Raw genomic sequence first — 26,063 nt, 5'->3', positions numbered from 1 at the left:
GGTCATGTGTTTCGCCCAAGCCTACCAGGAGACGGCCCATGCCTCAGAACATCTTCATCTGGGTGGCCCATCCGCGCGAAACTTCGTTTTGTTCCGCTCTGGCCGATGCCTATCAGGCCGGGGCCGAGGAGAGGGGCGCCAACATCCGGCGGATAAACCTGCACGCCATGCGCTTTGCCCTCGACTTCGAAGGCTACGGCAAGGACATGCCCGCGCTCGAGCCCGATCTGCTGACCTGGCAGGAGGCCATCACCTGGGCCGATCACCTGCTGATCGTGCATCCCTATTGGTGGGGGTCGATGCCCGCTCCGGCCAAGGCGGTTCTGGACCGTGCGCTGATTCCCGGCTTTGGTTTTCGTTATCACAAACGCGGCGTGTTCTGGGACAAGCTGCTGACCGGGCGCACGGCGGATGCGATCATCACCTCCGACACGCCGCCCTGGTACGACACGCTGGTCTATCGCAAACCGGGGCGGCGGGTGTTGCGCAATCAGGTACTGGGGTTTTGCGGCATCAAGATGCGCAAGCTGGTCCAATTCGGCACGGTAAAGACGGCCAATGAGGCCAAGCGCGCCCGCTGGATTGAACGGGCGCGCGAGATGGGCCGCAGCGCGGCCTTATGAGACGTCCTTGTAGCTGACTTCGCGCTTGTCTGCCCCGGTCTTTTCGCGCCGCACGAGCAGCCGGTTGAGCGCATGCACATAGGCGCGGGCCGAGGCCACGACGGTATCGGTATCGGCGGACTGCCCGGTCACGATGCGGCCGTCTTCCTCCATCCGCACAGACACGGTGGCCTGCGCGTCGGTGCCCTCGGTCACGGCGGCGACTTGGTAGAGTTGCAGCCGCGCCTCATGCGGGAAGAGCGCCTTGACCGCATTGAACGTCGCGTCCACCGGGCCATCCCCAGTCGCCTCGGTCGATTGCTCCGCGCCGTCGATCACCATGGTGAGGGTCGCCTTTTGCGGCCCGTCGGTGCCGCAGATCACCTGCAAGTGCTTGATCTGCAAGCGGTCGCTCTCATCGTCGAGCCCGGCATTCACCAGGGCGATCAGGTCCTCGTCATAGACCTCCTTCTTGCGGTCGGCGAGTTCCTTGAACCGCACGAACACATCGCCCAGCTGATTGTCGGCCAAGTCATAGCCAAGGTCATGCAGCTTGGCACGAAGTGCGGCGCGGCCCGAATGTTTGCCCATGACGATATTGGTGGCGGCAAGACCCACATCCTCGGGGCGCATGATCTCGAAGGTTTCGGCGTTCTTGAGCATTCCGTCCTGATGGATGCCCGACTCGTGCGCGAAGGCGTTCTTGCCGACGATGGCCTTGTTGTACTGTACGGCAAAGCCCGACACGGCGGCCACCCGGCGTGAGATGTTCATGATCTTACGGGTGTCGATACCGGTCTCATAGGGCATGATGTCGCCGCGGACCTTGAGGGCCATCACCACCTCTTCGAGGGCGGTGTTGCCCGCGCGCTCGCCAAGGCCATTGATCGTGCATTCGATCTGCCGCGCGCCGCCTGCCACGGCCGCAAGGGCGTTCGCGGTGGCCATGCCCAAATCGTTATGACAATGGGTGGCAAAGACGATTTCATCGGCGCCCGGCACCTCGTTGATCAGGCGGCGGATCAGATCTGCGCTCTCTACCGGGGCGGTATAGCCCACCGTGTCGGGGATGTTGATCGTGGTGGCGCCAGCCTTGATGGCGATTTCGACGACGCGCTTGAGATAGTCCCATTCTGTGCGGGTGGCATCCATGGGCGACCATTGCACGTTGTCACAGAGGTTTCGGGCATGGGTTACCGTTTCGTGAATGCGCTCAGCCATCTGGTCCATGTCGAGATTGGGTATGGCGCGGTGCAGTGGCGAGGTGCCGATGAAGGTGTGGATGCGCGGGGAATTCGCGTGTTTCACTGCGTCCCAGCAACGGTCGATGTCCTTGAGATTGGCGCGGGCGAGGCCGCAGATCGTGGCATCCTTGGATTGTTTGGCGATCTCGCTGACGGCGCGGAAATCCCCCTCCGAGGCGATGGGAAAACCCGCCTCGATGATATCGACGCCCATCTCGTCAAGCATCGATGCGATTTCGAGCTTTTCGGCGTGGGTCATGGTCGCGCCGGGCGATTGTTCACCGTCGCGCAAGGTGGTGTCGAAAATCACCACGCGGTCTTTGGTCTGATCTGTCATGTCGGGTCTCTTTCACTGAATCCTAAGCCTGCGGCGCGAAAACGGCACATCCTCTGAGCGGTCGCGCCATGACGGCACGCTCAGAGGCGGCTTAGGCCTAGCAGAACAGCCCGCAGGCCGCGCACGAGGGCGCGGGCGTCGGGAGCGATATGGTTCTGCATCAACATGGGTGAAACTATAAGAGCGGCGTCGCGCGATGAAAACCCCGAAATTTCGGGGCGCAGGTGGAACGGGCTTGAAGCTTTCGCGCAGTCGGCTAGCTCTGCGATCATGGAAAAGGCTTTGATCATAGGTGCATCCGGAGGCATCGGGCATGCGGTGTCCGAGGCGCTGATTGCGCGCGGTGTGGCGGTCACCGGCCTGTCGCGCAGCGCGGACGGGATTGACGTGACTGACGAGGCGTCGATTGAGGCGGCGTTGGGGCGGCTTGAAGGGCCCTATGACCTGATCCTCGTCGCGACCGGTGCGCTGGAGATCGACGGCGCGCGGCCCGAAAAGGCGCTCAAGCAGGTGACGCCCAAGGCGATGATGGATCAGTTCGCGCTGAATTGCATCGGTCCGTCGCTGGTTTTGAAACACGCCGTGCGGCTTCTGCCACGTGACGGGCGCTGCGTGTTTGCCGCGCTCTCGGCGCGGGTTGGCTCGATCGGGGATAACGGGTTTGGTGGCTGGTACAGTTATCGCACTGCGAAGGCCGCGCTCAACCAGATGATCCACAGCGGGGCTATAGAGTTGGGGCGCAGCCACCGTGACGCCATTTGCGTGGCGCTACACCCCGGCACCGTTCAGACGCCGTTCACCGAGAAATACCTGGGCCGTCATCCGTCGGTGCCGCCCGAAGAGGCGGCGCAGAACCTGCTGTCGGTGATCGACGATTTGACAGTCGAGGATAACGGGCAGTTCTTTGATTGGCAGGGCGCGCGGGTTCCATGGTAGGGCGTCTTGTCCTCGTGCTTGGCGATCAGCTTAGCCGTGATCTTTCGGCGCTGAAGGCAGCCGATAAATCCCGCGATATCGTTGTGATGGCCGAGGTTATGGACGAGGGCACCTATGTCCCGCATCACCCCAAGAAGATCGCGTTGATCCTGTCGGCCATGCGTCATTTCGCCGAAGAGTTGCGCAATTACGGCTGGCAGGTCGCCTATACGCGGCTGGATGATCCTGACGCCAGCAAGAGCATCGTCGGTGAATTGATGCGCCGGGGGCAAGCGCATGGCACGTCAGAGGTGATCGCCACGCAGCCCGGCGAATGGCGGCTGATCGAGGCGCTCGGAAACGCGCCGCTGACCGTGACTCAATTGCCCGATGATCGCTTCATCTGCTCTCTGGATGAATTCGATCAGTGGGCCGAGGGCCGCAAGGAACTGCGGATGGAGTATTTCTACCGCGAGATGCGACGCAAGACCGGCTTGATGATGGAGGGCGACACACCGGCGGGCGACAAGTGGAACTATGACCACGACAACCGTAAGCCAGCGAAATCCGACATGCTGCGCGCCCGTCCGATGCAGTTTAGCCCCGATGAGATCACCCAAGAGGTGCTCGATCTGGTCGAGGCACGCTTTGGGGATAATTTCGGGGATCTTCACCCGTTCTGGTTTGGTGTGACCTCGGGGCAGGCCAAGCGCGCGTTCGACCATTTCGCCAAGAGCCTGCTGCCGGGGTTCGGCGATTATCAGGACGCGATGCTACGGGATGACCGCTTCGTGCATCACTCGGTCATTTCGATGTATCTCAATATCGGCCTGCTCGATCCCGTGGATATCTGCAATCGTGTGGTTGACGAATGGCAAGCCGGGCGGGTGCCGATCAATGCCGCCGAAGGGTATATCCGGCAGGTGATCGGCTGGCGTGAATACATGCGCGGCATCTACTTCCGCGAGGGGCCGGGCTACACGGCGCGTAACATGCTTGGCCAGACCCGCGATTTGCCTTGGTTTTATTGGGGGGGCGAGACGCGTATGAACTGCGTCGCGCAAGCCGTTGATCAGACGAAGGAAGAGGCCTACGCACACCACATCCAGCGGTTGATGGTGACTGGCAACTTTGCGCTGCTCGCGGGCATAGACCCGGGCCAGGTGCATGAGTGGTATCTGGCCGTCTACGCCGATGCGTTCGAATGGGTCGAGGCCCCCAACGTGATCGGAATGAGCCAGTTCGCCGATGGCGGCATCATCGCCTCCAAGCCCTACATCTCATCCGGCAACTACATCGCGAAAATGTCCGACTACTGCACCACCTGCGCCTATTCGGTGAAGCAGAAGACGGGCGAGGGCGCCTGCCCCTTCAATCTGCTTTACTGGGATTTCCTGATCCGTCACCGTAACCGATTCGGACGCAATCCGCGCATGGGTCCGGTTTATCGCACATGGGACAAGATGGACGAGACGCGGCGGGCGGCCGTTCTCGACGGGGCCGCTAATGTGCTGAAAGACCTCGACGCCGGGCGGGTGGTATAATCACCCTGTGATCAGTCCGCCGTTTCTGTGTTGCGGGTCAGCGCGCCATCTTCCCATGTGCCGGTGGCTTCCTGTCCGCTGGAATAGCGCATCGTGCCCTCGCCCTGACGCTTGCCCGCGCGGAACATGCCTTCGTAGACATCGCCATTGGTGTAGGTGGCCACGCCCCGGCCCGAAATCTCACCGTTTTGCCACTCCCCCTCGTAGACGAAGCCATCAGGCATGGTGATCTTGCCTTGCCCGTGGCGCTGCCCATCGGCGAATTCGCCTTCATAGACAGTGCCGTCAGGATACGTGGCGGTGCCTTGCCCATGTCGTTGCCCGTTCTGCCACGCGCCCTCGTAGCGATAGCCGTCGGGGTAGGTCATGACACCCTGGCCGTGGTTCTTGGCATCGACGAATTCGCCCTCGTAGACCAGGCCGTTAGGATAGGTCGCGGTGCCGCTGCCCTCGATTACGCCGCCGACCCAGTCGCCCTCATAGGTGGAGCCGTCGGGATAGGTGATCTTGCCCTGACCGTTGGCCAGGTCATCACGAAACTCACCCACATAGACCGAGCCATCGGGATAGGTCACGCGGCCTTCGCCGGAAATCTTGCCGGCGCGCCACTCGCCCTCGTAGTGATAGCCATCGGTGCCGGTGAAAGTCCCTTGCCCGTGGCGGCGATCATCCTGGAATTCGCCCTGGTAGACATCGCCGTTCTCATAGGTCACACGGCCCGTGCCCTGGCGTCGTCCGGCCACGAGATCGCCTTCGTACACGTCCCCGTTGGGCTGGATCAGTTTGCCGGTACCGTCGATCTGGCCTGCTTTCCATGTGCCCTCATAGATCAACCCGTCGGACATGGTAAGTTTGCCGTCGCCTTCGCGCGCGCCACGCGCCACCGCGCCTTCGTAGATCGCGCCGTCGGGATAGGTGATCGTCGCCTGGCCTTCCTTGACCCCGTTGACCCAATCGCCTTCGTAGCGATAGCCGCCGGGGCTTTCCATGCGGCCGCGCCCGTGATGCATCGCATTCAGAAAGCCACCCTCGTAGCGCACACCATTGGCGTAGACGGCGACGCCCTGACCGGTGATCTTTCCGTCGCTCCACTCACCCTCGTAGGTGCCTCCATCGGTGAATACGATCTTGCCCACACCATTGGGTTTTCCGCGCGCGAACTCGCCCTCGTAGACCGATCCGTTTGGGAAGCGCGCCACGCCGCGGCCCCTGATCTCGCCCTCGACCCACTCGCCGGTATATTCATAACCATTGGGCAGGGTATAGGTGCCGGTGCCATGCTGGAGCCCGTCCTTGAACGTGCCCTCATAGATGCCGCCATCGTCATATTGCTTGGTTTCGACCTCGCCATCCTGTGCGGTGGCCACGCCTGCGACCGCAAGAGTGGCGGTCAATATAATCGTCCGTGTCAACAAGCGCGTCATGTCTGCCCCGATACCCGATCCCGCCCGGTTGCCTGACGGGTGCGGCAAATCTAGTGGACGCAGGCAGGCGTGACAACGGGTTTCGGGCAAATCGGCTTTCCCTCGCGCGGCGATCTGCTAAATCAGGCGCAGGACAAGATGAAGGGCACGCGCATGGCTGACCGGTTCCGCCTGACACTGGCACAGTTGAACGCCACGGTGGGCGATCTTGCTGGCAATTCTGCGCGCGCGCAGACCGCCTGGGAGGCGGGGCGCGTGGCGGGTGCGGACCTCGTGGCGCTGCCCGAGATGTTCATCACCGGCTACAACACGCAGGATCTGGTCATGAAGCCGGCCTTTCATCAGGCCGCGATCGCTGCCATCGAGGGGCTGGCGCGGGACTGTGCCGACGGGCCCGCTATCGCGATCGGAGGTCCTGCGCTCGAAGGGGCGGGGCTCTATAACGCCTATTATATCCTGCAGGGCGGGCAGGTGACGGCGCGGGTGTTCAAGCATCACCTGCCCAATGAGACCGTGTTCGATGAAAAGCGCATCTATCAAAGCGGCGACGTGACGGGCCCCTATACCGTTCGTGGCCTGCGCATCGGAAGCCCGATCTGCGAGGATGCCTGGCACGATGACGTGGCCGAAACCCTGGCCGAGACGGGGGCCGAGATGCTGCTTGTCCCCAATGGCTCGCCGCATTACCGCGACAAGATCGACACTCGCCAGAACCTGATGGTGGCGCGGGTGATCGAGACCGGCCTGCCGCTGGTCTATCTCAATCTCGTGGGCGGGCAGGACGATCAGATCTTTGACGGCGGCACTTTCGTGCTCAACCCCGGGGGTCGGCTGGTCGTGCAACTGCCGATGTTCGAAGAGGCCGTGGCCCATGTTGAATTCGAACGGGGCGGTGCGGGTTGGCAGGCCGTGCCGGGCGTGCTGGCGCATCTGCCGGATGATCTGGAACAGGATTACAATGCGATGGTGCTGGCGCTGCGCGACTATCTGCGCAAGGCCGGGTTTTCGCGCGTTTTGCTGGGGCTGTCGGGTGGGGTGGACAGCGCTATCGTCGCGACCATCGCGGTCGATGCGCTAGGGCCGGAGAATGTGCGCTGCGTTATGCTGCCCTCGGAATATACGTCGGAAGAGTCGCTGGAGGATGCCAGATCAGTCGCAGAAAATCTGGGCTGTCGTTATGATACCGTGCCGATTGCACAAGGGCGCGCGGCGATCACCGCGACGCTTGCGCCGCTTTTCGAGGGGACCGCGCCTGATCTGACCGAGGAGAATATTCAGTCGCGGCTGCGCGGGTTGTTGCTCATGGCGCTCAGCAACAAGTTCGGCGAGATGCTGCTGACCACCGGTAACAAGTCCGAGGTGGCGGTGGGCTACGCCACGATTTATGGCGACATGGCAGGGGGCTACAACCCGATCAAGGATCTTTACAAGACGCGGGTGTTCGAGATCTGCCGCTGGCGCAATGCGCATCACCGGGGCTGGATGCAGGGGCCCGAGGGCGCGGTCATCCCCGCACGCGTGATCGACAAGCCGCCGAGCGCAGAGTTGCGCGCGGATCAGAAGGACAGCGATTCGCTGCCTGATTACCCGGTGCTGGACGGCATCCTGCACATCCTCGTGGATCAGGACGGGTCAGTGTCCGATTGCGTCGCGGCGGGCTATGACGCGGCGGACGCGGCCAAGGTCGAACACCTGCTCTATATCAGCGAATACAAGCGGTTTCAGTCGGCGCCGGGCGCACGGCTCAGCAAGCGGGCCTTCTGGCTCGACCGACGGTATCCCATCGTGAATCGTTGGCGTGACAGCGCGAGCGAAGTGTAAGCTGCGGCTATTCTGCGGCGCGCGACCATTTGGTCTGACCGTTGGGACGGCTTAGCTGACTCGATGTTTCGCGATAGTGGCTTATATAGGCAATCAACTCGGCCTTTCGAAGCGGCTTGCTCAAAAAACCGTCCATCCCTGCCAGATGTGCCGCCTGCCGATGCTGGTCCAGAACATTGGCGGTGACTGCCACGACATGTGCGGATGGCAGATCATGTGCCGCCTCATGCGTGCGGATCAGTCCGGTCGCCTGATGCCCGTCCATCCCCGGCATGGAGACATCCATCAACACCAGATCGGCCTGCCGCTCGCTTTGGAGTGCGACGGCTTCCGCTCCACCGCTGGCAAGGCGCAGCCTTGCCCCGGAACCGGTGAAATAGCGTTCAAGCAACAGCCGATTCGTTGCGTTGTCATCAACCGCGAGCACATCCAGCCCTTCTGCCCAACCTGGTGGTGTAATCGTGGAGGTGATCCGCGGGGCAACGCGATGGCCTGCCGTGGTGTTACCCTCAGAGGCTGTTTGTTGCCCTTCGAGAACCCGTCGCACCGTTTCCAGGAAAAGCCCCTCTTGCAAGGGTTTGCGCAGGATCGCCCCGTTCGGTGGCGGTGCGGTCGGGGTGTCCGATAGAACGATGCGGGGCACATGCGCCGTGTCCGTGGGCACTGCGGCTGCCTCATCGACAATCAGAAGATCGGGTGCCGCATTGTCGGGTTGTGAGGTGTCCCCAATCGAGGCCCCGAGATGAAAGAGTAAATCCGTCATCGCCTTTTTGCGGCCAGCGAGAGTGTCAAGCACCCAGATCATCGGCGGCTCGACACCCGGCAAGACGAGGGGGGCGGCACAGAGCCCGTCTCTTGTTCCGCCGTCCGGCACGAGCGGCAGAGTGATATCGAACCGTGTCCCGCGGCCTTCGCGGCTCTGAAGGGTAATTCGCCCGCCCATCAGGATGACGAGCTGGCGGCTGACGGCAAGGCCGAGGCCGGTGCCACCAAAGTTTCGTGCGGCGCTGTTGTCCGCTTGTTCGAACGCAGCAAAGACGTTGGCTTGCTGGTCTTTCGGGATGCCCACGCCTGTATCGGCGACCGACAGAACAACATCGCCGACCGTGCCCCGTGCCACTTCGAGCGCAACATGTCCCTCCAGAGTGAACTTGACGGCGTTTCCCGCGACGTTGACCAGTATCTGCCGCAAGCGCCCGGCATCGCCTAGCATCACGTCCGGCAGGTCGGGGGAAACATGGCCGTAGAGCGCTATCCCCTTGCGGGCGGCGAGCGGAGCAAGAAGCTGCGTCACATCCTCGACAAGGTCGCGCAGCCGGTAGGGTTCCTGCGCGAGCGTGAGTTTGCCTGCCTCGATTTTCGAGAAATCGAGAATGTCGTTGATGATCGTCAGGAGCGCATCACCGGAGCGGGTGATCGTGCGCACATAGCTGGCCTGTTCCTGCGATAAATCGGTTTCTGAGAGCACATCGGCCATGCCGATGATCCCGTTGATCGGGGTGCGAATTTCATGGCTCATCTTGGCCAGAAAATCGGATTTGGCCTCGTTCGCGGCAATCGCCGTTTCACGCGCTTCTTCGAGGCGTCCGATGAGGCGGCGAAGAGGACGCCCCACGATTACCCGAAAAGACACCCAGTTGGCGAGTGTCGCAATCAGGATGCCTCCAACGAACAGAAGCAGCAGAAAATCGCGCTGATAGCGTTTCACCGTTGCAATCTCGCGCTCGTCAAAGCGCGTGACCAGTTCGGTGATCGGCCAGGAATAAACCTCGTAGGGCAGCGACAGCGCGCGCTCGGCTCCCTGACAGCCAAGCCCCTGTGGCACGACGGCAAGCACGTCGCCGCGTTCGGCGTCACGCAGTTGCACGCAGCGGATCGCGGGATCGCCCAATAGGGTCTGCATGAGATCGGTGACATAGGGGCTTTGCCAATCGACCGGCCCCGGGTTCTGATCGCTGAACCGCTCCAGCGCCCCGCCGACGCGCGCGGTGGCATTGCCGATCCGCATCGCCATGGCCTCTTCGCTGCGCAAAAGGTTTTTTTCGCTGAGCCACATAAGCCCCGAGGCGGCGAAGATCAGGAAGGTCGGCACCATCACCGCTGTCAGCCGCAAATAAAGCCCCAGGGTCGGTGTGCGCGGGTCGGTCGTCTCGGCCAGGGTCATCGGCTCACTCCAGCCGCGTGGCGTGCCCCGCCTCCATCAAGGCGCGCAGTGGCGCACGGTTGTCGATCTCGGTCCGAATGACGCCAAAGCGCCCGTCGCTCTGGGTGATGTAATAGTCGACCAGCGCCTCACGTCCATCTTCGCTCACTAGGGTAGAACACATCACATAGATTTCACCCATTTTCAGGATCACCTGGTGATTCTCGGTTGGATAGAACCGGGTCAGCGTTCCCGTTCTTAGGTCTACATGCGGCAACGCGCCGCCAAGCATCGAACGGCCAAGGTTGCGCTGCAACGCCGCCTGCAGTGTTGTCCGCAACTCGGCCAGAGACTGCGCCTGCGCACTCGCTCCGTCGAACAGAGCAAGCGCCAATAGCGCGCAAAAAGCCAAGCGTATCCTCATGGGTCTTCCTCCGTCCCGCATCGCCTTGCACATCAAGGACCATGACAGTTACCAATCCGTTTCCCGGTATCGCGACTTGCGTTCACAAAACCGTGATAACGCCGCGCGTGCCACGTGCTTATGACTTGTCATGTGCGTCCTGAAAGGCGCAATCTGATGCCGAGCGCGAGGGAGCCGGTGATGAGACATCTAAGGATTTTGCCTGTTTTGTTCGTCCTGTTCTGGACGGGCTGGACGGGCGGGGCATTGGCCTGTGGGCCGGAGACCGACTGTCGTATCGGTGACCGGCATTACCGCATCGCCTTGCCCGAAGGGCAGGTCGAGGGTTCGATCGGTGCGATCATCTACGCGCATGGCTATCGCGGGTCGGCGGCGGCGGTGATGCGCAACGGCAATCTGCGGCGCATGGTCTCGGATATGGGTCTGGCGCTGATCGCGCTCAAATCTGGAGATGACGATTGGGTCATTCCCTCGTCTCCCAGCCACATGGAGGCCGACGGATCGGTCGAATACCGCTATGTCGAGGCGGTGATAGAGGATGCGGCGCGCCGGTTTCCCATCGATACCGGCCGCCTCATGGCGGCGGGGTTCTCGGCGGGCGGCATGATGGTCTGGAACCTCGCTTGCACCATGCCCGAGCGGTTCGCGGGCTTTGCCGCCATTGCCGGCACGTTCTGGAAAGGGCCGCCCGACAGTTGCGAGACACCGGCGGCGAGCGTGGTTCATATCCACGGGCGCAGCGACCCCACGGTGCCGCTTGAGGGGCGACCCATCAGAGAGACCTGGCAGGGCAAGGTCTCGGAGTCGATGGACATGTACGAACATCTCGGCGGCTTCAGTCCGGCGGGTGACCTGACCGAGGGAGACCTCGAATGCCAGAGCCGCCGCAATCCGCGCGGCGAGATCCTCGAGCTGTGCCTGCATCCCGGCGGGCATTCCTTCCGCAGCAGCTATGTAAAATTCGCATGGGAGCGGCTGCACGCGGCAGGTCAGCTCTGATCCGGCCCAGGTTTCTTTTTGGCACAAATACTCCGGGGGTCCGGGGACAGCGCCCCCGGCGGGTCGGATGGCGGCAGCCATTCGAAACGGGAATGCCTCATTCCCACCAACGGTCTATCGTGGCGATATCCGCGTCCGACCAGCCTAGGTGATGCGCGAACTCATGCACCACCACATGGGTCACCAGATGTTCCAGGCTCACATCGCCCCGGTCGCGCCATTCCGCCAGGATCGGCGCGCGAAAGAGCCAGACCGTGTCGGGGCCGAGCGGTTGATCGAAGCTGGATTTCTCGGTGAGCGGAACACCCTCGTATAGCCCGGTCAGATCGAGCGGGTCGTCGATCTCCATCTCGGCAAGAATATGTTCTGGCGGCCAGTCCGTCACGATCAGCGCCACATCGCGCGCCGCCTGCCGAAACGCCTCGGGCAGCTGCGCAAGGGCGCTGCGGGCGATATCTTCGATCTTTGCAAGGGTGGGGGCCGGGTCGTTCATCCCGGCGATATGGGGCGCGGGGGCAGGAAAGTAAATCCGCCCCCGTTCCGATCTTACAGCATCAGCTGATAGCTGGTCGGCTCGTAGACGAAGCCGTCACCCTTGGCCGAGACATAACCCGTGCCGGGCCAGGGCATGTGATATCCGACGAAGGGGATCTTGTCGGTGGCCAGCATACCAAGCAGGCGACGGCGGGTCTCGGCGGCCTTGGCCTTGTCCATGTCGAACTTGACCTCCCAATCGGGATAGCCCAACGACCAGACATAGTGATTGGCGAAATCCGCCGCGATCAGCAGTTGGCTGCCGCCGCTCTCGATCATGTAGGCGGTGTGGCCGGGCGTATGGCCATGGGCCGCCATCGCGGTGATGCCCGAGGCGACGCTCGCCCCGTCGCCGATCATCTCGGTCTGCTCGGCCAGCGGGCGCATCTTGGCGTCGAAGGTTCCGTTGTCCATTGCCGCCCAAGCGTCGAATTCGGCGCTTGCCGTGACATAGCGCGCATTGGGGAAGGTTGCGCCGCCCTCACCCATCAGCCCGCCGATATGGTCGCCATGCATGTGGGTGATCACCACCACGTCGACCTGATCGGGCGTGTAGCCCGCCGCGTTGAGCGCCGAGGTGATGCCCTCGGGGTTGAGGCCGGTGTCGAAGAGGACCAGATCACTCCCGGTATTGATCACCGTTGGAGTGAAGAAGAACTGCGCCTGATCCGTGGGGATGTTGGCGGCGGCAGAGACCTCGTCGAAGGTTGCCTTGTCCACATTGAGGCCGAAGATCGAATGCGGGTCGGGCCGGGGCGTGGTGGCGGCCAGAAGCGTCGTGACTTCGAAGTCGCCTAGCGTCACGCGGTTGAAACGGGTGGTGGCCGCGCCCATCATCGGCGCGGCTGCGCGCGCGGATGTGGTCGCGAGCCCGGCCAGTGGCAGGGCGGCGGCCGATCCCAGAACGGCACGGCGGGACAGGGTGGTGCGGGACATTGAAACCTCCAGTTGATTTGGTTCGTAGGCATTATAGCGCAGGAGTATGTAGTGTGATTGACGTTCACGCAAAATTGAGACGCCTGTGGATGTGTCATCATCCCTTCTAAAACGGGTGTTGGGAGGTTATTTTCGGGTCATGTTGAGCCTGTTCCAGAACCGCGACTATGCATTTCTGTTCGGCGCGCAAGTCGTTGCGCTGATCGGTACGGGGCTGTTGACCGTGGCGCTCGGCCTTCTGGCGTATGATTTCGCGGGTAATCGCGCCGGGCTGGTGCTGGGCACGGCCTATACGATCAAGATGGTGGCCTATGTGGGCCTGTCCCCGATAGCGCAGGCCGTGGTCCAGCGCCTGCCGCGCAAGGCTGTGCTGATAGGGACCGATCTGATCCGGGCGGCGGTGGCGCTTTGCCTGCCGTTTGTCACTGATCTGTGGCAGGTCTATGCGCTCATCTTCGTGTTGCAGGCGGCCTCGGCCACCTTCACCCCGGCCTATCAGGCGGTGCTGCCCGATGTGCTGCCCGAGGAGCGCGACTATACCCGCGCGCTGTCGCTGTCGCGCATGGCCTATGATCTGGAGAACCTGACAAGCCCGGCATTGGCCGGTCTCTTGCTGACGGTGATGAGCTATCACTGGCTGTTTCTGGGCACCGTCGCGGGGTTTGGCGGATCGGCGCTTCTGGTGGCGGTATCGGTGATCCCTGTCCTGAGCGGCACGGCGGCGGCGCGCCCGTTCCGCGAGCGTCTGTCGCGGGGGCTGCGCATCTATCTGGCGACGCCGCGGCTGCGCGGGCTGCTGGCGCTCAATCTTGCTGCGGCTTCGGTCGGGGCCTTCGTGCTCGTGAACACCGTGGTTATGGTCCGGGGCGATTATGGCGCGGGCGAGACCGGTCTGGCGATTGCGATGGCGGCTTTTGGTGCGGGCTCCATGGCGGCGGCGCTGCTCCTGCCGCGCCTGCTCGATGACCTGCCGGACCGGCGGGTGATGATGGCGGGCGCGCGCAGCCTGATTGTTGTGGCGTTGCTGATGGGCGCGCTGATCTGGCTTGACGGTTTGCCCGCTTGGGGCGTCTTCCTGCTGGTCTGGGCTGCTATCGGTTTTCTCTATTCCAGTATTCTAACGCCCTCTGGGCGTCTGTTGCGGCGCTCGGCCCATGCCGAGGACCGCCCGGCCATCTTTGCCGCGCAATTTGCGCTGAGCCATGCGTGCTGGCTACTGACTTACCCTCTGGCCGGTTGGGCGGGACAGGCGATTGGCATGGGGCCGGCGCTGCTGCTGCTCGCAGGCGTGGCGGTGGTCGGGCTGGCTGTAGCGTCACGGCACTGGCCCGACGGTCTGCCCGATGCGCCCGAGCATGACCATCCGGACCTGCCCGAGGATCATCCGCATCTGCGCGCCAATGGCGGGCGGCGGCATACGCATGCCTTCGTGATCGACGACGAACATCGCGTCTGGCCCACCCACGGCTAGGACCGCCGCAATCTGGACAAACGCCCGCGCCTGTGACAAAGCCCGCGCGACAGTCAGGAGACACCCATGACCACCACCCGTTTCGCCCCGTCGCCCACCGGATATATCCATGTGGGCAACCTGCGCACCGCGCTGATGAACTACATGATCGCCGCCAAGGCGGGTGGCACCTTCATCCTGCGCATCGACGACACCGATCCGGAACGCTCCAAGCAGGAATACGTGGACGCGATCAAGTATGACCTCGAGTGGCTGGGCCTGCATTGGGACCGGGTCGAGCGGCAGTCGGAACGGCTCGACCGCTATGCGGAGGCGGCGGACCGGTTGCGCGAAATGGGACGGTTTTACGAGGCGTTCGAGACGCCGACGGAACTGGATCTCAAGCGTAAGAAGCAGCTCAACATGGGCCGCCCGCCGGTCTATGACCGCGCAGCACTGAGCCTCACGGACGAGGATAAGGCGGCCCTGCGCGCCGAGCGCGGTAACGGCGTCTGGCGCTTCAAGCTCGATCAGGAGCGGATCATCTGGCAGGATGGTATTCTGGGCGAGATTTCCATCGACGCGGCCTCGGTCTCTGATCCGGTACTCATTCGCGGCGACGGGCAGGTGCTCTATACCTTGGCCTCCGTGGTGGACGATGTGGAAATGGGTGTAACCCATGTGGTGCGCGGCTCGGACCATGTGACCAATACCGCGACGCAGATCCAGATCATCGAGGCGCTTGGCGGTACACCGCCGCAATTCGCGCATCACTCGCTTTTGACCGGTCCGCAGGGCGAGGCCTTGTCGAAACGGCTCGGCACGCTCAGCTTGCGCGATTTGCGCGCGCGGGGGGTGGAGCCGATGGCACTCCTGAGCCTGATGGCACGGCTTGGCTCGGCCGATCCTGTGGAGTTGCGCAGCGACATGGCAGAGCTGATCGAGGGCTTCGACATCGAGCGGTTCGGTGCCGCGCCGACCAAGTTTGACGAAAACGACCTCTTTCCGCTGACCGCCCGGATCATCGGTGCGCGGCCTTATGAGGCGGTGGCCGGAACCATCGCAGAGATTGGCGTTCCCGACAATCTTGCGCCGCAATTCTGGGAGGTCACGCGCGAGAACGTCACCACGCTCAATGATCTCGAGGCGTGGTGGGCGATGTTTCGCGACGGGGCCGAGCCGGTGATCGAAGAGGACGATCGCGCCTTTATCGCCGAGGCGATGGCGCTCTTGCCAGAGGGGCCGCATGATAATGAGACCTGGGGCAAGTGGACAACGGCCGTCAAGGACACCACGGGGCGCAAGGGCAAGGGCCTGTTCATGCCGCTTCGTCTGGCATTGACTGGACAGGCGCGCGGGCCGGAGATGGCGAAAGTTCTGCCGCTTTTGCAGGTGATCAAGGCAAGAAACTGATCCCGCCGGTCGCGTCGCGCAGACGCCTGCGCTCGCGGTCGAGCGGCAGCGCCGCGTCGGCATACTCGAGCGCGCGCGTGCTCATGTCGCGCGCGGCCTCGGCCAAGTCTGTATCCGGGGCATCTGCAATCCGCCCGAGCGCGTCGAGCAGGCGCAAGGCCACCTCGATCTGATCGGCCCCGTCGCGCGCCGTCCCGGCAAAGGCGTTCTCGATCATCGCGTGACGTGCGGTATCTGGCAGCAAGATGCGCGGGAAAAGCGGTTTGGTCTTTTTCGGGTCGGCATGTGCCCATTCAAGCAGCAGCTTTTCCTGACGGCAAATCACGGCAATTGCGGTGCCCGGATCGTTGATCCCGGGCGAGAGGGCGCGCGAGGCGGTCTCGGACAGCACGAGCAACCCGTAGGAGGCATCCTGCTCAAATGTGCGATGCGTACCGATGGTCAGGCGGCGCGCGATGGCCCCGGTCTCGCCATCCTTGACGCCGGTGGCGTGGCCGATGATCTGTCCCTCGACTAGATAGTCGCCCGGACGGGCATAGAGATAGACCCGCGTCTGATCGGATTTCAGCCGCTCGCTGATGCCCGGCATATCGATGAACTGCACATAGCCCGACGCCGGGGCCGTGAGCGAGCTGGCCTGTGCGGGAATGGCCGTCTCCTGCGTCATCACCACCCCCCCAAGAGAGGGCAGGCGGCGGGCGCGGATGAGGCAGGCGCGCGCGGCGGCCTCGGTCGCCTCGAGCGTGGCATCCATGCTGCCGAGGTCGCTGAGATGGTGAATCCAGCGCAAGAGCGCCAGCAATACCAGCACAACGACAGCCACGGTGAAGCCGAGAACCAGCACGCTGGAGCCTTCGGGATAAACGTTCGACTTGATCAGGATGATTGAACTGAGCGCATAGACGAAGGCCCCGATAAAGACCGCAAGCGCGGTATGCGTGGTGGTGTCGGCCAGCAGGATACGGTGCACGCGCGGGGTGGTCTGCTGCGCCGCCGCGTTATGCGCCGTTACCATGACGTTGAGCGAGAAGGTGCTGACCGCGAGCATGCCAGAGGCAAGGATCGACAGGATCGGCATCACCGATTCGGTAGTGAAGCGGTCTTTCAGCGCCGTGGGGATCTGGTCTTCGAGCAGGATCGATACCGCCGCTGCCAGCACGGCGAGCAGGGCGAAAAGGCTGACCCGCAGCCAGAGCTTGCGGCTGAGCCGCAAGAGGGTCATGACCCATGTCGAGAGGAAATTGAACTTCATCGCACGCGCCTCCTGTCACCGATCCGAGACTCGATAGTGGCGCGCCTGCCAGGGCCTGTCGATGGGTGGCCTTGCGTCATTCTTGGGCCGCGATAATCGGCGGGCCGAGCCGGGCGAGGTGCAGGTCAGTCAACTCTCGCTCTGCGCCGCTCAGAACCTGATGCCGGGGATAGCGCGGGGCGGCGCGGTCATCGAGAATGGGCGCGTCCCAGCCGTGGGTGGTTTCGAAGAACCGCGTCACCCCGGCCTCGCCGAACTCGCGCAGATAGCCCTGCACCACCACATCGACATAGCTGAGCAGGATGGGATGTGCCTCGGTCGGTGCGCCGTGATGGCCGTCGGGAATTGTATAGACCGCGATCTCTGGCGCATGCGGTAGGGCGTGGCGCACCTGATGCGCGGCGGGCGCGCGGATATAGGCCGCCTCGCGCGCATCGAGCGCGGGCCAGTCTGCCCCGGGGACCGGCGCGATCAGCCCGTCGATCTCAGACCCCTCTTCGGGCACCACCGTCAGATAGGCCACCGGTCGCAGATCGGTGTGCCGCCAGATGCGCCGCCAGCCTCTGAGATGGGCCGCCTGCGCATCGTCGAACACATGGGTGGCTCGGTTCACGAGGCTGCCATAGCCGAAGAAATATGCATCCTGCATGAAGGTTTCGCCGCTCCTTTGATCTGAATCATGGTTTTTCAGTAGTCTCGGGGCAATCCTCGCCGAATTCAAGCAAGGGAACCAGACACCATGCGGATCACCAAACGCACCAATATCGCCATCCGCCTGCTCATGTTCTGCGCGGCCAATGAGGGGCGTCTGGTCACCAAGTCCGAGATCGCAGAACGTTGCAACACTTCTGAAAGCCACTTGGCACAGGTCATCAACAAATTGGGTCAGCTTGGGTTCCTGCATACGCAGCGCGGGCGTAGCGGCGGCGTGACCCTTGGCCGACCGATGTCGGAGATCCGGGTGGGCGAGGTGTTTCGTCGGCTGGAAGAAAACACCCCCGTCGCCGAGTGCTTTGCCGATGTGGACAATACCTGCCCGCTGACCGAAGCCTGCCGATTGCGGGTGGCGCTCGTGGACGCGGTCGAGGCGTTTTATGCCCATCTCGACGAGGTGACGCTCGATGCTCTGGTCTGCGACAACGAGGCGCTTTTCACGATTTTTTCAGCCGTGCCCTGCATGAAACGGGCTTGAAGGCCTGCGCGCGGTATACTAGCGTGCACGCTGACTGGACAGGGAGAACTGGCGCGTGCCAGTGCCGAAGGAGCAACCGCCCCGGAAACTCTCAGGCAACAGGGACCTGCCCGGTCAAATGAACTCTGGAGAGACCCGGCTGCGACACGCGGGGCGCCGAAGGGATAGCGATCTCAGGCGAAAGGACAGAGGGGGCATCGCGGCGCAGCCTGTCGGCTTGCGTCTTGTCGGTGCCGGAGCGATCAGCACATGATCCGGCCCGGAGGGATAGGGAAGGACGCTGATGGCTGATCTGGAAATCACACCGCTCAACGCTCTGCACCGCGAATTGGGGGCCAAAATGGTGCCCTTTGCGGGTTATGACATGCCGGTGCAATATCCCATGGGCGTGATGAAGGAACATCTGCATTGCCGCGGCAAGGCGGGGCTCTTCGACGTCAGCCACATGGGGCAGGTGATCCTGCGCGCGCCGGGCGGCTATGCAGAGGTGGCCCGCGCGATAGAGGCACTGGTGCCGGTCGACCTGCTGGGTCTGGGCGTGATGCGGCAGCGCTACGGGTTTTTCACCAATGAGGATGGCGGCATTCTCGATGACCTGATGCTGGCCAATCGTGGCGATCACATGTTCGTCGTGGTCAATGCCGCCTGCAAGGCCGACGATATCGCGCATATGCGGGCCGGGCTGTCGGGCGTCGAGGTCGAGGAGGTCACCGACCGCGCACTTTTGGCCCTTCAGGGGCCTGCCGCCGAGGCTGTTTTGGAGGCAATGGTGCCGGGTGTGGCTGCGATGCGGTTCATGGATGTCGGCATCATCGACACCGACTTCGGAGATCTGTGGATCTCGCGTTCGGGTTATACCGGCGAGGATGGCTATGAGATCTCAGTGACCGAAGATCAGGCTGAACCATTGGCGCGTGCGCTGCTGGCGAATGAGGCGGTGGCGCCCATCGGCCTCGGCGCGCGTGACAGCCTGCGGCTGGAGGCGGGCCTGTGCCTCTATGGCCACGATATCGACACCACCACCAGCCCGGTTGAGGCGAGTCTCAACTGGGCCATCCAGAAGGTGCGCCGCGCAGGCGGCGACCGGGCCGGGGGTTTTCCGGGTGCCGCGCGAATTCTGAATGAGCTGCAGACCGGCGCAGCCCGCGCCCGCGTCGGCCTGCGCCCCGAAGGCCGTGCGCCGATGCGCGAGGGCACGCCGCTTTTCGCCTCAGCCGAGGGTGGCGATCCAGTCGGCCATGTCACCTCCGGTGCCTTCGGGCCTATGATCGAAGGGCCGATGTCAATGGGCTATGTCCCCGCTGACATGGCCACCGAGGGAAACGAGCTTTTCGGGGAGGTGCGCGGCAAGCGCCTGCCTGTCCGGGTGGCAAAGCTGCCCTTCACCCCCGCCAATTTCAAACGCTGAACCAGCATCAGGGAGCACAAGATGAAATTCACCGAAGAACATGAATGGCTGCGCGACGAGGACGGTGTTATTGTCGTGGGCATCACCGAACATGCCAGTGAACAGTTGGGCGATGTGGTCTTTGTCGAACTGCCCGAGGTCGGCAAGCAGGTCACCAAGGATGACGAGATCGTTGTGATCGAGAGCGTCAAGGCGGCCTCGGACATCCTCGCCCCCATCGACGGCGAGATCGTCGAGGTCAACGAGACGCTCACCGATGAGCCCGGCAAGGTCAATGACGACCCGCAGGGCGATGCGTGGTTCTTCAAGATGAAGCCGAGCGAGCCCAGCCAGATGGACGACCTGATGGATGAGGCCGCCTACAAGAAATACATCGGCTGAGGTTTCGCCCTCAGAGAGAGTATTTTTGGAAAGATGAAGCAGGGGGCCGGCGCGCGCCGCCCCCGGATGCGATGAGGACACCGCCATGCCGTTCAAAGCGACCGACTATCTGCCTTATGATTTCGCCAATCGCCGCCATATCGGACCCTCGCCAGAGGAGATGGGCGAGATGTTCGAGGTGCTGGGCGTGGAAACGCTGGAGGCGCTTATCGACGAGACTGTGCCAAAATCCATCCGGCAGGAGGCTCCGCTCGATTTCGGCAAGCCCAAGTCGGAAAGCGAACTGCTGCATCACATGTGGCAGACAGCCTCAAAGAACAAGGTGCTGACCTCGCTGATCGGGCAGGGCTATCATGGCACGGTCACGCCCCCGGCGATCCAGCGCAATATCTTCGAGAACCCTGCCTGGTACACAGCCTATACCCCCTATCAGCCGGAAATCAGCCAGGGGCGGCTGGAGGCGCTGTTGAATTTCCAGACCATGGTCAGCGACCTCACGGGTCTGGAGATTGCCAATGCGTCGCTTCTCGATGAGGCGACGGCGGCGGCCGAGGCGATGACCATGGCGCAGCGCGTCGCCAAGTCCAAGGCGCGGGCTTTCTTTGTCGACGAGAACTGCCACCCGCAGAACATCGCCGTGATGCAGACCCGCGCGGCACCTCTGGATATCGAGGTGATCGTCGGCGCGCCCGAGGAGATGGAGGCCAGCAAGGTATTCGGCGCGATCTTCCAGTATCCCGGCACGCATGGAGGGCTGCGCGATTTCAGCGCCGAGATCGCGGCATTGCACGAGGGCAAGGCCATCGGCATCGTGATCGCCGATCCGCTGGCGCTGACCCTGCTGAAGGAGCCGGGGGCCATGGGGGCCGACATCGCCGTGGGCTCGACGCAGCGGTTCGGCGTGCCGGTGGGCTATGGCGGCCCGCATGCCGCTTACATGGCCACCAAGGATGCCTATAAGCGCGCCCTGCCGGGGCGGATCGTGGGGGTGAGCGTGGACAGTCACGGCAACCGCGCCTACCGCCTCAGCCTGCAGACCCGCGAACAGCATATCCGCCGCGAGAAGGCCACCTCGAATGTCTGCACTGCGCAGGCGCTGTTGGCCGTTATGGCGTCGATGTATGCCGTTTTCCACGGGCCCAAGGGCCTGCGCGCCATCGCGCAGCGCATCCACCGCAAGACCGTGCGGTTGGCCAAGGGGTTGGAGGCGGCGGGCTTTCATGTCGAACCGGGTGATTTCTTCGATACGATCACCGTCGATGTGGGTCTGTTGCAGCGCGGCGTGTTGCAATCGGCGGTGCGCGAGGGCGTGAACCTGCGCCGCGTCGGCGATACCAAGATCGGAATCACTTTGGATGAGCGCACCCGCACCAAGACCGTGGAGGCGGTCTGGCGCGCCTTTGGCATCATCATGGAGGACAGCGACTTCACACCCGAGTATCGCATCCCTGAGGTGCTGCAGCGCGAGAGTGCTTATTTGACTCATCCGATCTTTCACATGAACCGGGCCGAGACTGAGATGATGCGCTACATGCGCCGTCTGGCGGATCGCGATCTGGCGCTCGACCGGGCAATGATCCCGCTTGGGTCCTGCACGATGAAGCTCAATTCCGCCGCCGAGATGATGCCGGTCAGCTGGCGCGAATTCTCGCTGCTGCATCCCTTTGTCCCGGCGGATCAGGCGCTTGGGTACAAGGAGATGATCGACGATCTGTCGGCCAAACTGTGCGACATCACCGGCTATGCCGCGATTTCGATGCAGCCCAATTCTGGCGCGCAGGGGGAGTATGCGGGCCTCTTGAGCATCGCGGCCTATCACCGCGCCAATGGCGAGGGGCATCGCAAGGTGTGTCTGATCCCCGTCAGCGCGCATGGCACCAACCCGGCGAGCGCGCATATGGTGGGCTGGGATGTGGTCGTCGTGAAATCCGCCGATAACGGCGATATCGACGTTGAAGATTTCCGCGCCAAGGCCGAGAAACACTCGGACAACCTTGCCGGCTGCATGATCACCTACCCCTCGACGCATGGCGTCTTCGAGGAGACGGTGCGCGACGTCTGTGCCATTACCCACGAACACGGCGGGCAGGTCTACATCGACGGCGCAAACATGAACGCGATGGTAGGGCTTGCACGGCCCGGTGACGTGGGCGGCGACGTGAGCCATCTCAACCTGCACAAGACCTTCTGCATTCCGCATGGTGGCGGCGGGCCCGGCATGGGGCCGATCGGCGTCAAGGCGCATCTGGTGCCGCATCTTCCGGGCCATCCGGCGACGGGCGGCGAAGAGGGGCCGGTGAGTGCCGCGCCCTATGGCTCGCCCTCGCTGCTGCCGATTTCATGGGCCTATTGCCTGATGATGGGCGGCGCGGGCCTGACGCAGGCGACGCGGGTGGCGATCCTCAATGCCAACTACATCGCCAAGCGGCTGGAGGGGGCCTATGACGTGCTCTACAAAGGGCCGACGGGACGGGTGGCGCATGAATGCATCCTAGATACCCGCCCCTTCGAGAAGAGCGCGGGCGTCACCGTGGACGATATCGCCAAGCGGCTGATGGATTGCGGCTTTCACGCGCCCACGATGAGCTTTCCGGTGCCCGGCACGCTGATGGTGGAGCCGACCGAGAGCGAGACCAAGGCCGAACTGGACCGCTTCATCGACGCGATGCTGGCCATCCGTCAGGAGATCCGCGACATCGAAGAGGGGCGGATGGAGGCCGAGAACAACCCGCTCAAGAACGCGCCGCACACGATGGAGGATCTCATTCGCGAGTGGGACCGGCCCTATAGCCGCGAACAGGGCTGTTTCCCGCCGGGAGCGTTCCGGGTGGACAAGTACTGGCCGCCGGTCAACCGGGTGGACAATGTCTATGGCGACCGGCACCTGATCTGCACTTGCCCGCCGCTTGAGGACTATGCCGAGGCGGCGGAATAGGACCGCAAGAAATAAGGCGGCCCTACGGGGCCGCCTTTTTACTATCAAATATCTGTCTAAAATGGCATTCGGCACGTCAGACGCGCCGAATACGCGACAGGAACGGTTGCGCCATCACTCACAATCACCCGATCTGTTCACGTAGGCTCACGCTAATGTGAATATGCTTAGGCTGTCATACCCCAATTAGGGTATGAGGCCGCCATTTCACACTCAATCCCCGAGAAGAGGCATGAGCCGATCAAGCACATCGCGCCAGTGGCGGAAGAAGGCGAGCTGTCCGGCATCCTCGAAAAGGTGAAATTCGATCCAGTCATGATCGCGGCGAAACTCGTCATAGGTGGCGACGGGCACCTGCGGATCCTGTGCGCCGTTCATCAGGATCAGTGGCACCTGGCCGCGCAGCGCAGTGAGATCACTCGTCCAGTCGGTCAGTTGCCCGGCGACGAGTTGACGAGAGAACGCCTCGTGCGCGCAATGGGTCTTCGAAAGCGCGACGTCCGAGCCGGTGACGAAGGCTTCGTAGACCTCGCGTTCTTCGAAGGTGGCGATGTCGGCTGCGGAATTTCCAAAGACCGCGTGAATGAACCCGCGCTTGCCAAGCTTCTGTGCCAGAAGAAAACCGGCCTTGACCATGAACGGCAGCAGATGGGGCGTATATTTGGCACCGGCCATGATAAAGCGATGCCATTTATCCATCCGCTCGAACTGTTCGCGGCGGGTGAGGGGCAGCATGCCGGAACAAGCGATGATCCCGGTGAAGAACCCGGGGTTGGCGCGAGCCAATCGTACCGCATAATATGTATCCCCGCTGAGCGCGATGATCGGGCAGTGACCCACCCCTTCGGCGGCCAGCACCAGCATCGTGTCCTGAACCAGGGCGGTATCATAATCCACGCCCCGGCCCACCATGTCGGAACCGCCATAGCCCGGACGCAGCGGCACGATGATCCGCAAGCCGCGCGCGGTGGCGCAAGCCTCGGCTGAGGCGGGCCAGCGGACCAGTCCGAAATCAAGCGGCAGGTAGAGCACCGGGCGTCCCTGCGGCGCGCCGAGCACCAGATAGTCCACCCGCCGCCCATCAAAGGCCCGCAGCGAATGAAAATCACGCTCGGCAAGCGTGGCGGACCCACGGCAGACGTCGTGTCGGCCAGTGGCCGAGCGCACCGTCAACGCCGTCATGTCGATCATCGACAGCGCCAGACGCACCAGCTCAAGTTGCGAATGGGTTTCGGTCTTGGCGAGGATCGACTTGATCTGCGCCCGGATCGTATCCACAGACCGGTCCCGATCCATAGCGATATCAGTCACGCTGCGGCAATCGACCAGATGACACAGGATATCGGCCTCAGTGGCCGTGAGATTGAAGGCTTGACGCAGGATGTCGCAGAAACCCTTGGGCAGGCTGACCTCGTTCGAGGCCGCGAGGACCAGCACCGTGCCATCGGCGGCAACGCAGCGTTGCAGGCGAAAGACGATCAGGTGATCGGCACGCTGCGAGCGTACGCGCAGGACGGCGCTGTCTTTGGCGCGGTCCTCAAAGAGCAGGGCGAGCGTGTCGGCGACCGCCTCCCTGTCGGCGTCATGAATCGGCAGATCGCCGAGATGTGCCTGTGTGGGCAATTGCATCACAACGCGTGCAGCGGCATTCGCCGCGCGGATATCATTGTTCCGGTCGAGCAGTGCTGCGGGAACGCGGTCGAAGGGCGCCAGGATGGATTCGAGATCCTCGGCTGTTGTGCCGGGCGTCGGGACCGTGACCTTGACCCGGTCGAGAAACTCGGTCGCGCGGCGGAAATGCGCGGCGATACGCGGGTCGTCCAGCAGGCGCGGCGCGTTCAGATCGACCCGCGCCCGCAATGGCCCGACCGTGCTCTCCCAATGGTCGAGAAGGGCCTCGTATCCGGCCGGATCAAGCGCGACATCGTAGAGACGATCAAGCGTCGCAGCCCGGTCCTCATCGGACAGGGTTATTTCATCGTCTTCACCCGTAGCGCGCGGCCTGGACGTCATAAGAAAATTCCGAAAACTAACATGATTGAGGCCCCGAGGGCCATTTATACATGCCGTTATGGCGGATTTATGGCAATGAAAAACTGATGCTTCCCGCTCAATCCTCGAGAAGGCAGGCGAAATGATCGCGCAAGCGGTGCCATGTGGGCTGGTTCGACGCGCAGAGCAGAAACCCCTTTGTGATCGCTGTGTTGTAGTCGCGCCCGTCAAGCATCCGCGCGACACCTCCCGCCTGTTGGCAGATCAGCACGCCCGCTGCGTGATCCCAAGGGTTGAGCACGCCGGACAGCGTGAAATCCACCGCGCCCTGCGCCAGCAGGCGGTATTCGTGGCACGAACAGCGCAAGGCAAAACACCGGGCCAGTGTCGCGAGAAGCGGGGCTACGCGCTCCTGCTGCTCCTGTGGCATGAGATAGAAATGGATGTAGCCTTGCAGATCCGCTAGGTCACCGCCCTTTGAGACGCGTATCGCGCGTTCGGACCCGAGGGCTGCGGCAAGGCGCGCGGGGCTTGCCTCATCGGCGATGATCCAATCGTCGGAGACCGGATCATGCAGCAACCCCAAAACCGGGCGGCCAAAGCGGGTGACGGCGATGATCACCCCGAAGAGCGGCAGGCCGTGGACGAAATTCCAGGTGCCGTCGACCGGGTCAATGATGAAGGCGAGTTCTGCTTCGGCCACCGCATCGCGCAAATCCGGGTTCTCGGCCACGGCCTCTTCGCCCACGATCAGGGCATGCGGAAACATCCGTTGCAGCCCGCGCGCCAGCATCGCCTCGGCCTGACGGTCGGCCTCGGTCACCAGATCTGTCGGCCCGGACTTGGTGTCGGCCTCGGCGCGGGTCACCGTGCGGAAAAGTGGCATGATCTCGGCCCGCGAGGCGCGGCGCACGAGATTGACGAGGGCGGTCTGCTGCGCGGCTGTCAGCGGAGGAGAAAGCGGGATGGGCAGCGAATCACTCATGAGCACTCCTGTCGATGCGCGCATGCAGTGCCAGCCGGGTTGCGCAAAATCAACGTGGCGTTTGGTGACGGGATCATCGACCGGCTTACGCCGACCGATCCGCCGGGGGTTTCACCCCCGGACACCCGAGAG

The 26,063-nt window shown here is 63.0% G+C and carries 21 protein-coding genes and 1 riboswitch; of the genes, 11 read left to right on the top strand and 10 right to left on the bottom strand.

Translation table 11 applies throughout. The features are described 5' to 3' along the window. The first annotated feature begins 38 nt into the window (after positions 1 to 38). Positions 39 to 623 (top strand): NAD(P)H-dependent oxidoreductase, encoded by a 585-nt coding sequence (locus PVU19_RS16410; protein WP_050663458.1) that lies wholly within the window; start codon positions 39 to 41, stop codon positions 621 to 623. Here PVU19_RS16410 and PVU19_RS16405 read toward each other — a convergent pair. Further along, a complete protein-coding gene (locus PVU19_RS16405; protein WP_050663459.1) occupies positions 618 to 2,183 on the bottom strand; it encodes a 2-isopropylmalate synthase in 1,566 nt (521 codons plus the stop codon). The two genes, PVU19_RS16410 and PVU19_RS16405, sit on opposite strands and share 6 nt — an antisense overlap. Positions 2,184 to 2,453: 270 nt before the next feature. Between PVU19_RS16405 and PVU19_RS16400 the strand changes: the two genes are divergently transcribed. After that, positions 2,454 to 3,119, top strand: coding sequence for an SDR family NAD(P)-dependent oxidoreductase (locus PVU19_RS16400; protein ID WP_050663461.1), 666 nt, complete (start codon positions 2,454 to 2,456; stop codon positions 3,117 to 3,119). After that, positions 3,113 to 4,642 (top strand): cryptochrome/photolyase family protein, encoded by a 1,530-nt coding sequence (locus PVU19_RS16395; RefSeq protein ID WP_050663462.1) that lies wholly within the window; start codon positions 3,113 to 3,115, stop codon positions 4,640 to 4,642. Before PVU19_RS16400 ends, PVU19_RS16395 begins: the two co-directional genes overlap by 7 nt. Before the next feature lie 11 nt (positions 4,643 to 4,653). Here the strand turns inward: PVU19_RS16395 and PVU19_RS16390 are convergent, their stop codons facing one another. After that, positions 4,654 to 6,066: an MORN repeat-containing protein gene (locus PVU19_RS16390; protein WP_050663463.1), complete on the bottom strand. Its 1,413-nt coding sequence runs from the start codon at positions 6,064 to 6,066 to the stop codon at positions 4,654 to 4,656. Between the two features lie 153 nt (positions 6,067 to 6,219). Between PVU19_RS16390 and PVU19_RS16385 the strand changes: the two genes are divergently transcribed. Further along, complete coding sequence (locus tag PVU19_RS16385) at positions 6,220 to 7,887, top strand: NAD+ synthase (RefSeq protein WP_050663481.1); 1,668 nt, start codon at positions 6,220 to 6,222, stop codon at positions 7,885 to 7,887. 7 nt (positions 7,888 to 7,894) lie between these two features. Here the strand turns inward: PVU19_RS16385 and PVU19_RS16380 are convergent, their stop codons facing one another. Together PVU19_RS16380 and PVU19_RS16375 are read right to left on the bottom strand one after the other, a co-directional pair. Then, complete coding sequence (locus PVU19_RS16380) at positions 7,895 to 10,051, bottom strand: ATP-binding protein (protein ID WP_050663464.1); 2,157 nt, start codon at positions 10,049 to 10,051, stop codon at positions 7,895 to 7,897. Between the two features lie 4 nt (positions 10,052 to 10,055). Further along, positions 10,056 to 10,454: a hypothetical protein gene (locus tag PVU19_RS16375; protein ID WP_050663465.1), complete on the bottom strand. Its 399-nt coding sequence runs from the start codon at positions 10,452 to 10,454 to the stop codon at positions 10,056 to 10,058. A 180-nt stretch (positions 10,455 to 10,634) separates the two neighbouring features. Here PVU19_RS16375 and PVU19_RS16370 point away from each other — a divergent pair, with 180 nt between their 5' ends. Then, entirely contained in the window at positions 10,635 to 11,453 is an 819-nt protein-coding gene (locus tag PVU19_RS16370; protein WP_050663466.1) for a CE1 family esterase, read from the top strand. Between the two features lie 97 nt (positions 11,454 to 11,550). On the opposite strand, the gene PVU19_RS16365 is transcribed toward PVU19_RS16370, so the two are convergent. Together PVU19_RS16365 and PVU19_RS16360 are read right to left on the bottom strand one after the other, a co-directional pair. Beyond that, complete coding sequence (locus tag PVU19_RS16365) at positions 11,551 to 11,946, bottom strand: metallopeptidase family protein (protein ID WP_050663467.1); 396 nt, start codon at positions 11,944 to 11,946, stop codon at positions 11,551 to 11,553. Positions 11,947 to 11,999: 53 nt separating this feature from the next. Then, a complete protein-coding gene (locus PVU19_RS16360) occupies positions 12,000 to 12,923 on the bottom strand; it encodes an MBL fold metallo-hydrolase (protein ID WP_050663468.1) in 924 nt (307 codons plus the stop codon). Between the two features lie 139 nt (positions 12,924 to 13,062). Here PVU19_RS16360 and PVU19_RS16355 point away from each other — a divergent pair, with 139 nt between their 5' ends. Both PVU19_RS16355 and gltX read left to right on the top strand, forming a co-directional pair. Next, on the top strand, positions 13,063 to 14,394 hold the full coding sequence (locus PVU19_RS16355; RefSeq protein WP_050663469.1) for an MFS transporter: 1,332 nt from the start codon (positions 13,063 to 13,065) through the stop codon (positions 14,392 to 14,394). A 66-nt stretch (positions 14,395 to 14,460) separates the two neighbouring features. Further along, positions 14,461 to 15,786, top strand: coding sequence for a glutamate--tRNA ligase (gene gltX, locus PVU19_RS16350; protein WP_050663470.1), 1,326 nt, complete (start codon positions 14,461 to 14,463; stop codon positions 15,784 to 15,786). On the opposite strand, the gene PVU19_RS16345 is transcribed toward gltX, so the two are convergent. Both PVU19_RS16345 and PVU19_RS16340 read right to left on the bottom strand, forming a co-directional pair. Then, positions 15,770 to 17,038, bottom strand: coding sequence for a DUF2254 domain-containing protein (locus PVU19_RS16345; protein WP_050663471.1), 1,269 nt, complete (start codon positions 17,036 to 17,038; stop codon positions 15,770 to 15,772). The genes gltX and PVU19_RS16345 overlap by 17 nt on opposite strands. A gap of 76 nt (positions 17,039 to 17,114) precedes the next feature. After that, positions 17,115 to 17,687, bottom strand: a complete 573-nt coding sequence (locus tag PVU19_RS16340; protein ID WP_050663472.1) for a gamma-glutamylcyclotransferase family protein — start codon at positions 17,685 to 17,687, stop codon at positions 17,115 to 17,117. A gap of 90 nt (positions 17,688 to 17,777) precedes the next feature. On the opposite strand from PVU19_RS16340, the gene PVU19_RS16335 reads away from it, so the two are divergent. The 4 genes from PVU19_RS16335 to gcvP all read left to right on the top strand — a co-directional run bounded on the left by PVU19_RS16335 (position 17,778) and on the right by gcvP (position 22,954). Beyond that, a complete protein-coding gene (locus PVU19_RS16335; protein ID WP_050663473.1) occupies positions 17,778 to 18,230 on the top strand; it encodes an RrF2 family transcriptional regulator in 453 nt (150 codons plus the stop codon). A gap of 30 nt (positions 18,231 to 18,260) precedes the next feature. Further along, positions 18,261 to 18,348: riboswitch (glycine riboswitch) on the top strand. Between the two features lie 165 nt (positions 18,349 to 18,513). After that, a complete protein-coding gene (gene gcvT, locus PVU19_RS16330; protein WP_050663474.1) occupies positions 18,514 to 19,638 on the top strand; it encodes a glycine cleavage system aminomethyltransferase GcvT in 1,125 nt (374 codons plus the stop codon). A 21-nt stretch (positions 19,639 to 19,659) separates the two neighbouring features. Beyond that, positions 19,660 to 20,019 carry a glycine cleavage system protein GcvH gene (gene gcvH, locus PVU19_RS16325; protein ID WP_050663475.1) on the top strand — a complete coding sequence of 120 codons (360 nt, stop codon included), beginning with the start codon at positions 19,660 to 19,662 and terminating at the stop codon, positions 20,017 to 20,019. An 85-nt stretch (positions 20,020 to 20,104) separates the two neighbouring features. Continuing rightward, on the top strand, positions 20,105 to 22,954 hold the full coding sequence (gene gcvP / locus PVU19_RS16320; RefSeq protein ID WP_050663476.1) for an aminomethyl-transferring glycine dehydrogenase: 2,850 nt from the start codon (positions 20,105 to 20,107) through the stop codon (positions 22,952 to 22,954). Between the two features lie 213 nt (positions 22,955 to 23,167). On the opposite strand, the gene PVU19_RS16315 is transcribed toward gcvP, so the two are convergent. Then, positions 23,168 to 24,967 (bottom strand): bifunctional helix-turn-helix transcriptional regulator/alpha/beta hydrolase, encoded by a 1,800-nt coding sequence (locus tag PVU19_RS16315; protein WP_050663477.1) that lies wholly within the window; start codon positions 24,965 to 24,967, stop codon positions 23,168 to 23,170. Positions 24,968 to 25,064: 97 nt separating this feature from the next. Further along, positions 25,065 to 25,931, bottom strand: coding sequence for an inositol monophosphatase family protein (locus PVU19_RS16310; RefSeq protein ID WP_050663478.1), 867 nt, complete (start codon positions 25,929 to 25,931; stop codon positions 25,065 to 25,067). Between the last annotated feature and the right edge of the window lie 132 nt (positions 25,932 to 26,063).

It is taken from the genome of Roseovarius tolerans, assembly GCF_028885395.1.
GTDB lineage: Bacteria > Pseudomonadota > Alphaproteobacteria > Rhodobacterales > Rhodobacteraceae > Roseovarius > Roseovarius tolerans.
This window is presented reverse-complemented; position numbering and strand designations above follow the sequence as displayed.

Excerpts from the sequence above, each read along its gene's own strand:
- PVU19_RS16410 (WP_050663458.1), top strand. The coding sequence starts at position 39 with ATGCCTCAGAACATCTTCATCTGGGTGGCCCATCCGCGCGAAACTTCG.
- PVU19_RS16405 (WP_050663459.1), bottom strand. The coding sequence starts at position 2,183 with ATGACAGATCAGACCAAAGACCGCGTGGTGATTTTCGACACCACCTTG.
- PVU19_RS16400 (WP_050663461.1), top strand. The coding sequence starts at position 2,454 with ATGGAAAAGGCTTTGATCATAGGTGCATCCGGAGGCATCGGGCATGCG.
- PVU19_RS16395 (WP_050663462.1), top strand. The coding sequence starts at position 3,113 with ATGGTAGGGCGTCTTGTCCTCGTGCTTGGCGATCAGCTTAGCCGTGAT.
- PVU19_RS16390 (WP_050663463.1), bottom strand. The coding sequence starts at position 6,066 with ATGACGCGCTTGTTGACACGGACGATTATATTGACCGCCACTCTTGCG.
- PVU19_RS16385 (WP_050663481.1), top strand. The coding sequence starts at position 6,220 with ATGGCTGACCGGTTCCGCCTGACACTGGCACAGTTGAACGCCACGGTG.
- PVU19_RS16380 (WP_050663464.1), bottom strand. The coding sequence starts at position 10,051 with ATGACCCTGGCCGAGACGACCGACCCGCGCACACCGACCCTGGGGCTT.
- PVU19_RS16375 (WP_050663465.1), bottom strand. The coding sequence starts at position 10,454 with ATGAGGATACGCTTGGCTTTTTGCGCGCTATTGGCGCTTGCTCTGTTC.
- PVU19_RS16370 (WP_050663466.1), top strand. The coding sequence starts at position 10,635 with ATGAGACATCTAAGGATTTTGCCTGTTTTGTTCGTCCTGTTCTGGACG.
- PVU19_RS16365 (WP_050663467.1), bottom strand. The coding sequence starts at position 11,946 with ATGAACGACCCGGCCCCCACCCTTGCAAAGATCGAAGATATCGCCCGC.
- PVU19_RS16360 (WP_050663468.1), bottom strand. The coding sequence starts at position 12,923 with ATGTCCCGCACCACCCTGTCCCGCCGTGCCGTTCTGGGATCGGCCGCC.
- PVU19_RS16355 (WP_050663469.1), top strand. The coding sequence starts at position 13,063 with ATGTTGAGCCTGTTCCAGAACCGCGACTATGCATTTCTGTTCGGCGCG.
- gltX (WP_050663470.1), top strand. The coding sequence starts at position 14,461 with ATGACCACCACCCGTTTCGCCCCGTCGCCCACCGGATATATCCATGTG.
- PVU19_RS16345 (WP_050663471.1), bottom strand. The coding sequence starts at position 17,038 with ATGAAGTTCAATTTCCTCTCGACATGGGTCATGACCCTCTTGCGGCTC.
- PVU19_RS16340 (WP_050663472.1), bottom strand. The coding sequence starts at position 17,687 with ATGCAGGATGCATATTTCTTCGGCTATGGCAGCCTCGTGAACCGAGCC.
- PVU19_RS16335 (WP_050663473.1), top strand. The coding sequence starts at position 17,778 with ATGCGGATCACCAAACGCACCAATATCGCCATCCGCCTGCTCATGTTC.
- gcvT (WP_050663474.1), top strand. The coding sequence starts at position 18,514 with ATGGCTGATCTGGAAATCACACCGCTCAACGCTCTGCACCGCGAATTG.
- gcvH (WP_050663475.1), top strand. The coding sequence starts at position 19,660 with ATGAAATTCACCGAAGAACATGAATGGCTGCGCGACGAGGACGGTGTT.
- gcvP (WP_050663476.1), top strand. The coding sequence starts at position 20,105 with ATGCCGTTCAAAGCGACCGACTATCTGCCTTATGATTTCGCCAATCGC.
- PVU19_RS16315 (WP_050663477.1), bottom strand. The coding sequence starts at position 24,967 with ATGACGTCCAGGCCGCGCGCTACGGGTGAAGACGATGAAATAACCCTG.
- PVU19_RS16310 (WP_050663478.1), bottom strand. The coding sequence starts at position 25,931 with ATGAGTGATTCGCTGCCCATCCCGCTTTCTCCTCCGCTGACAGCCGCG.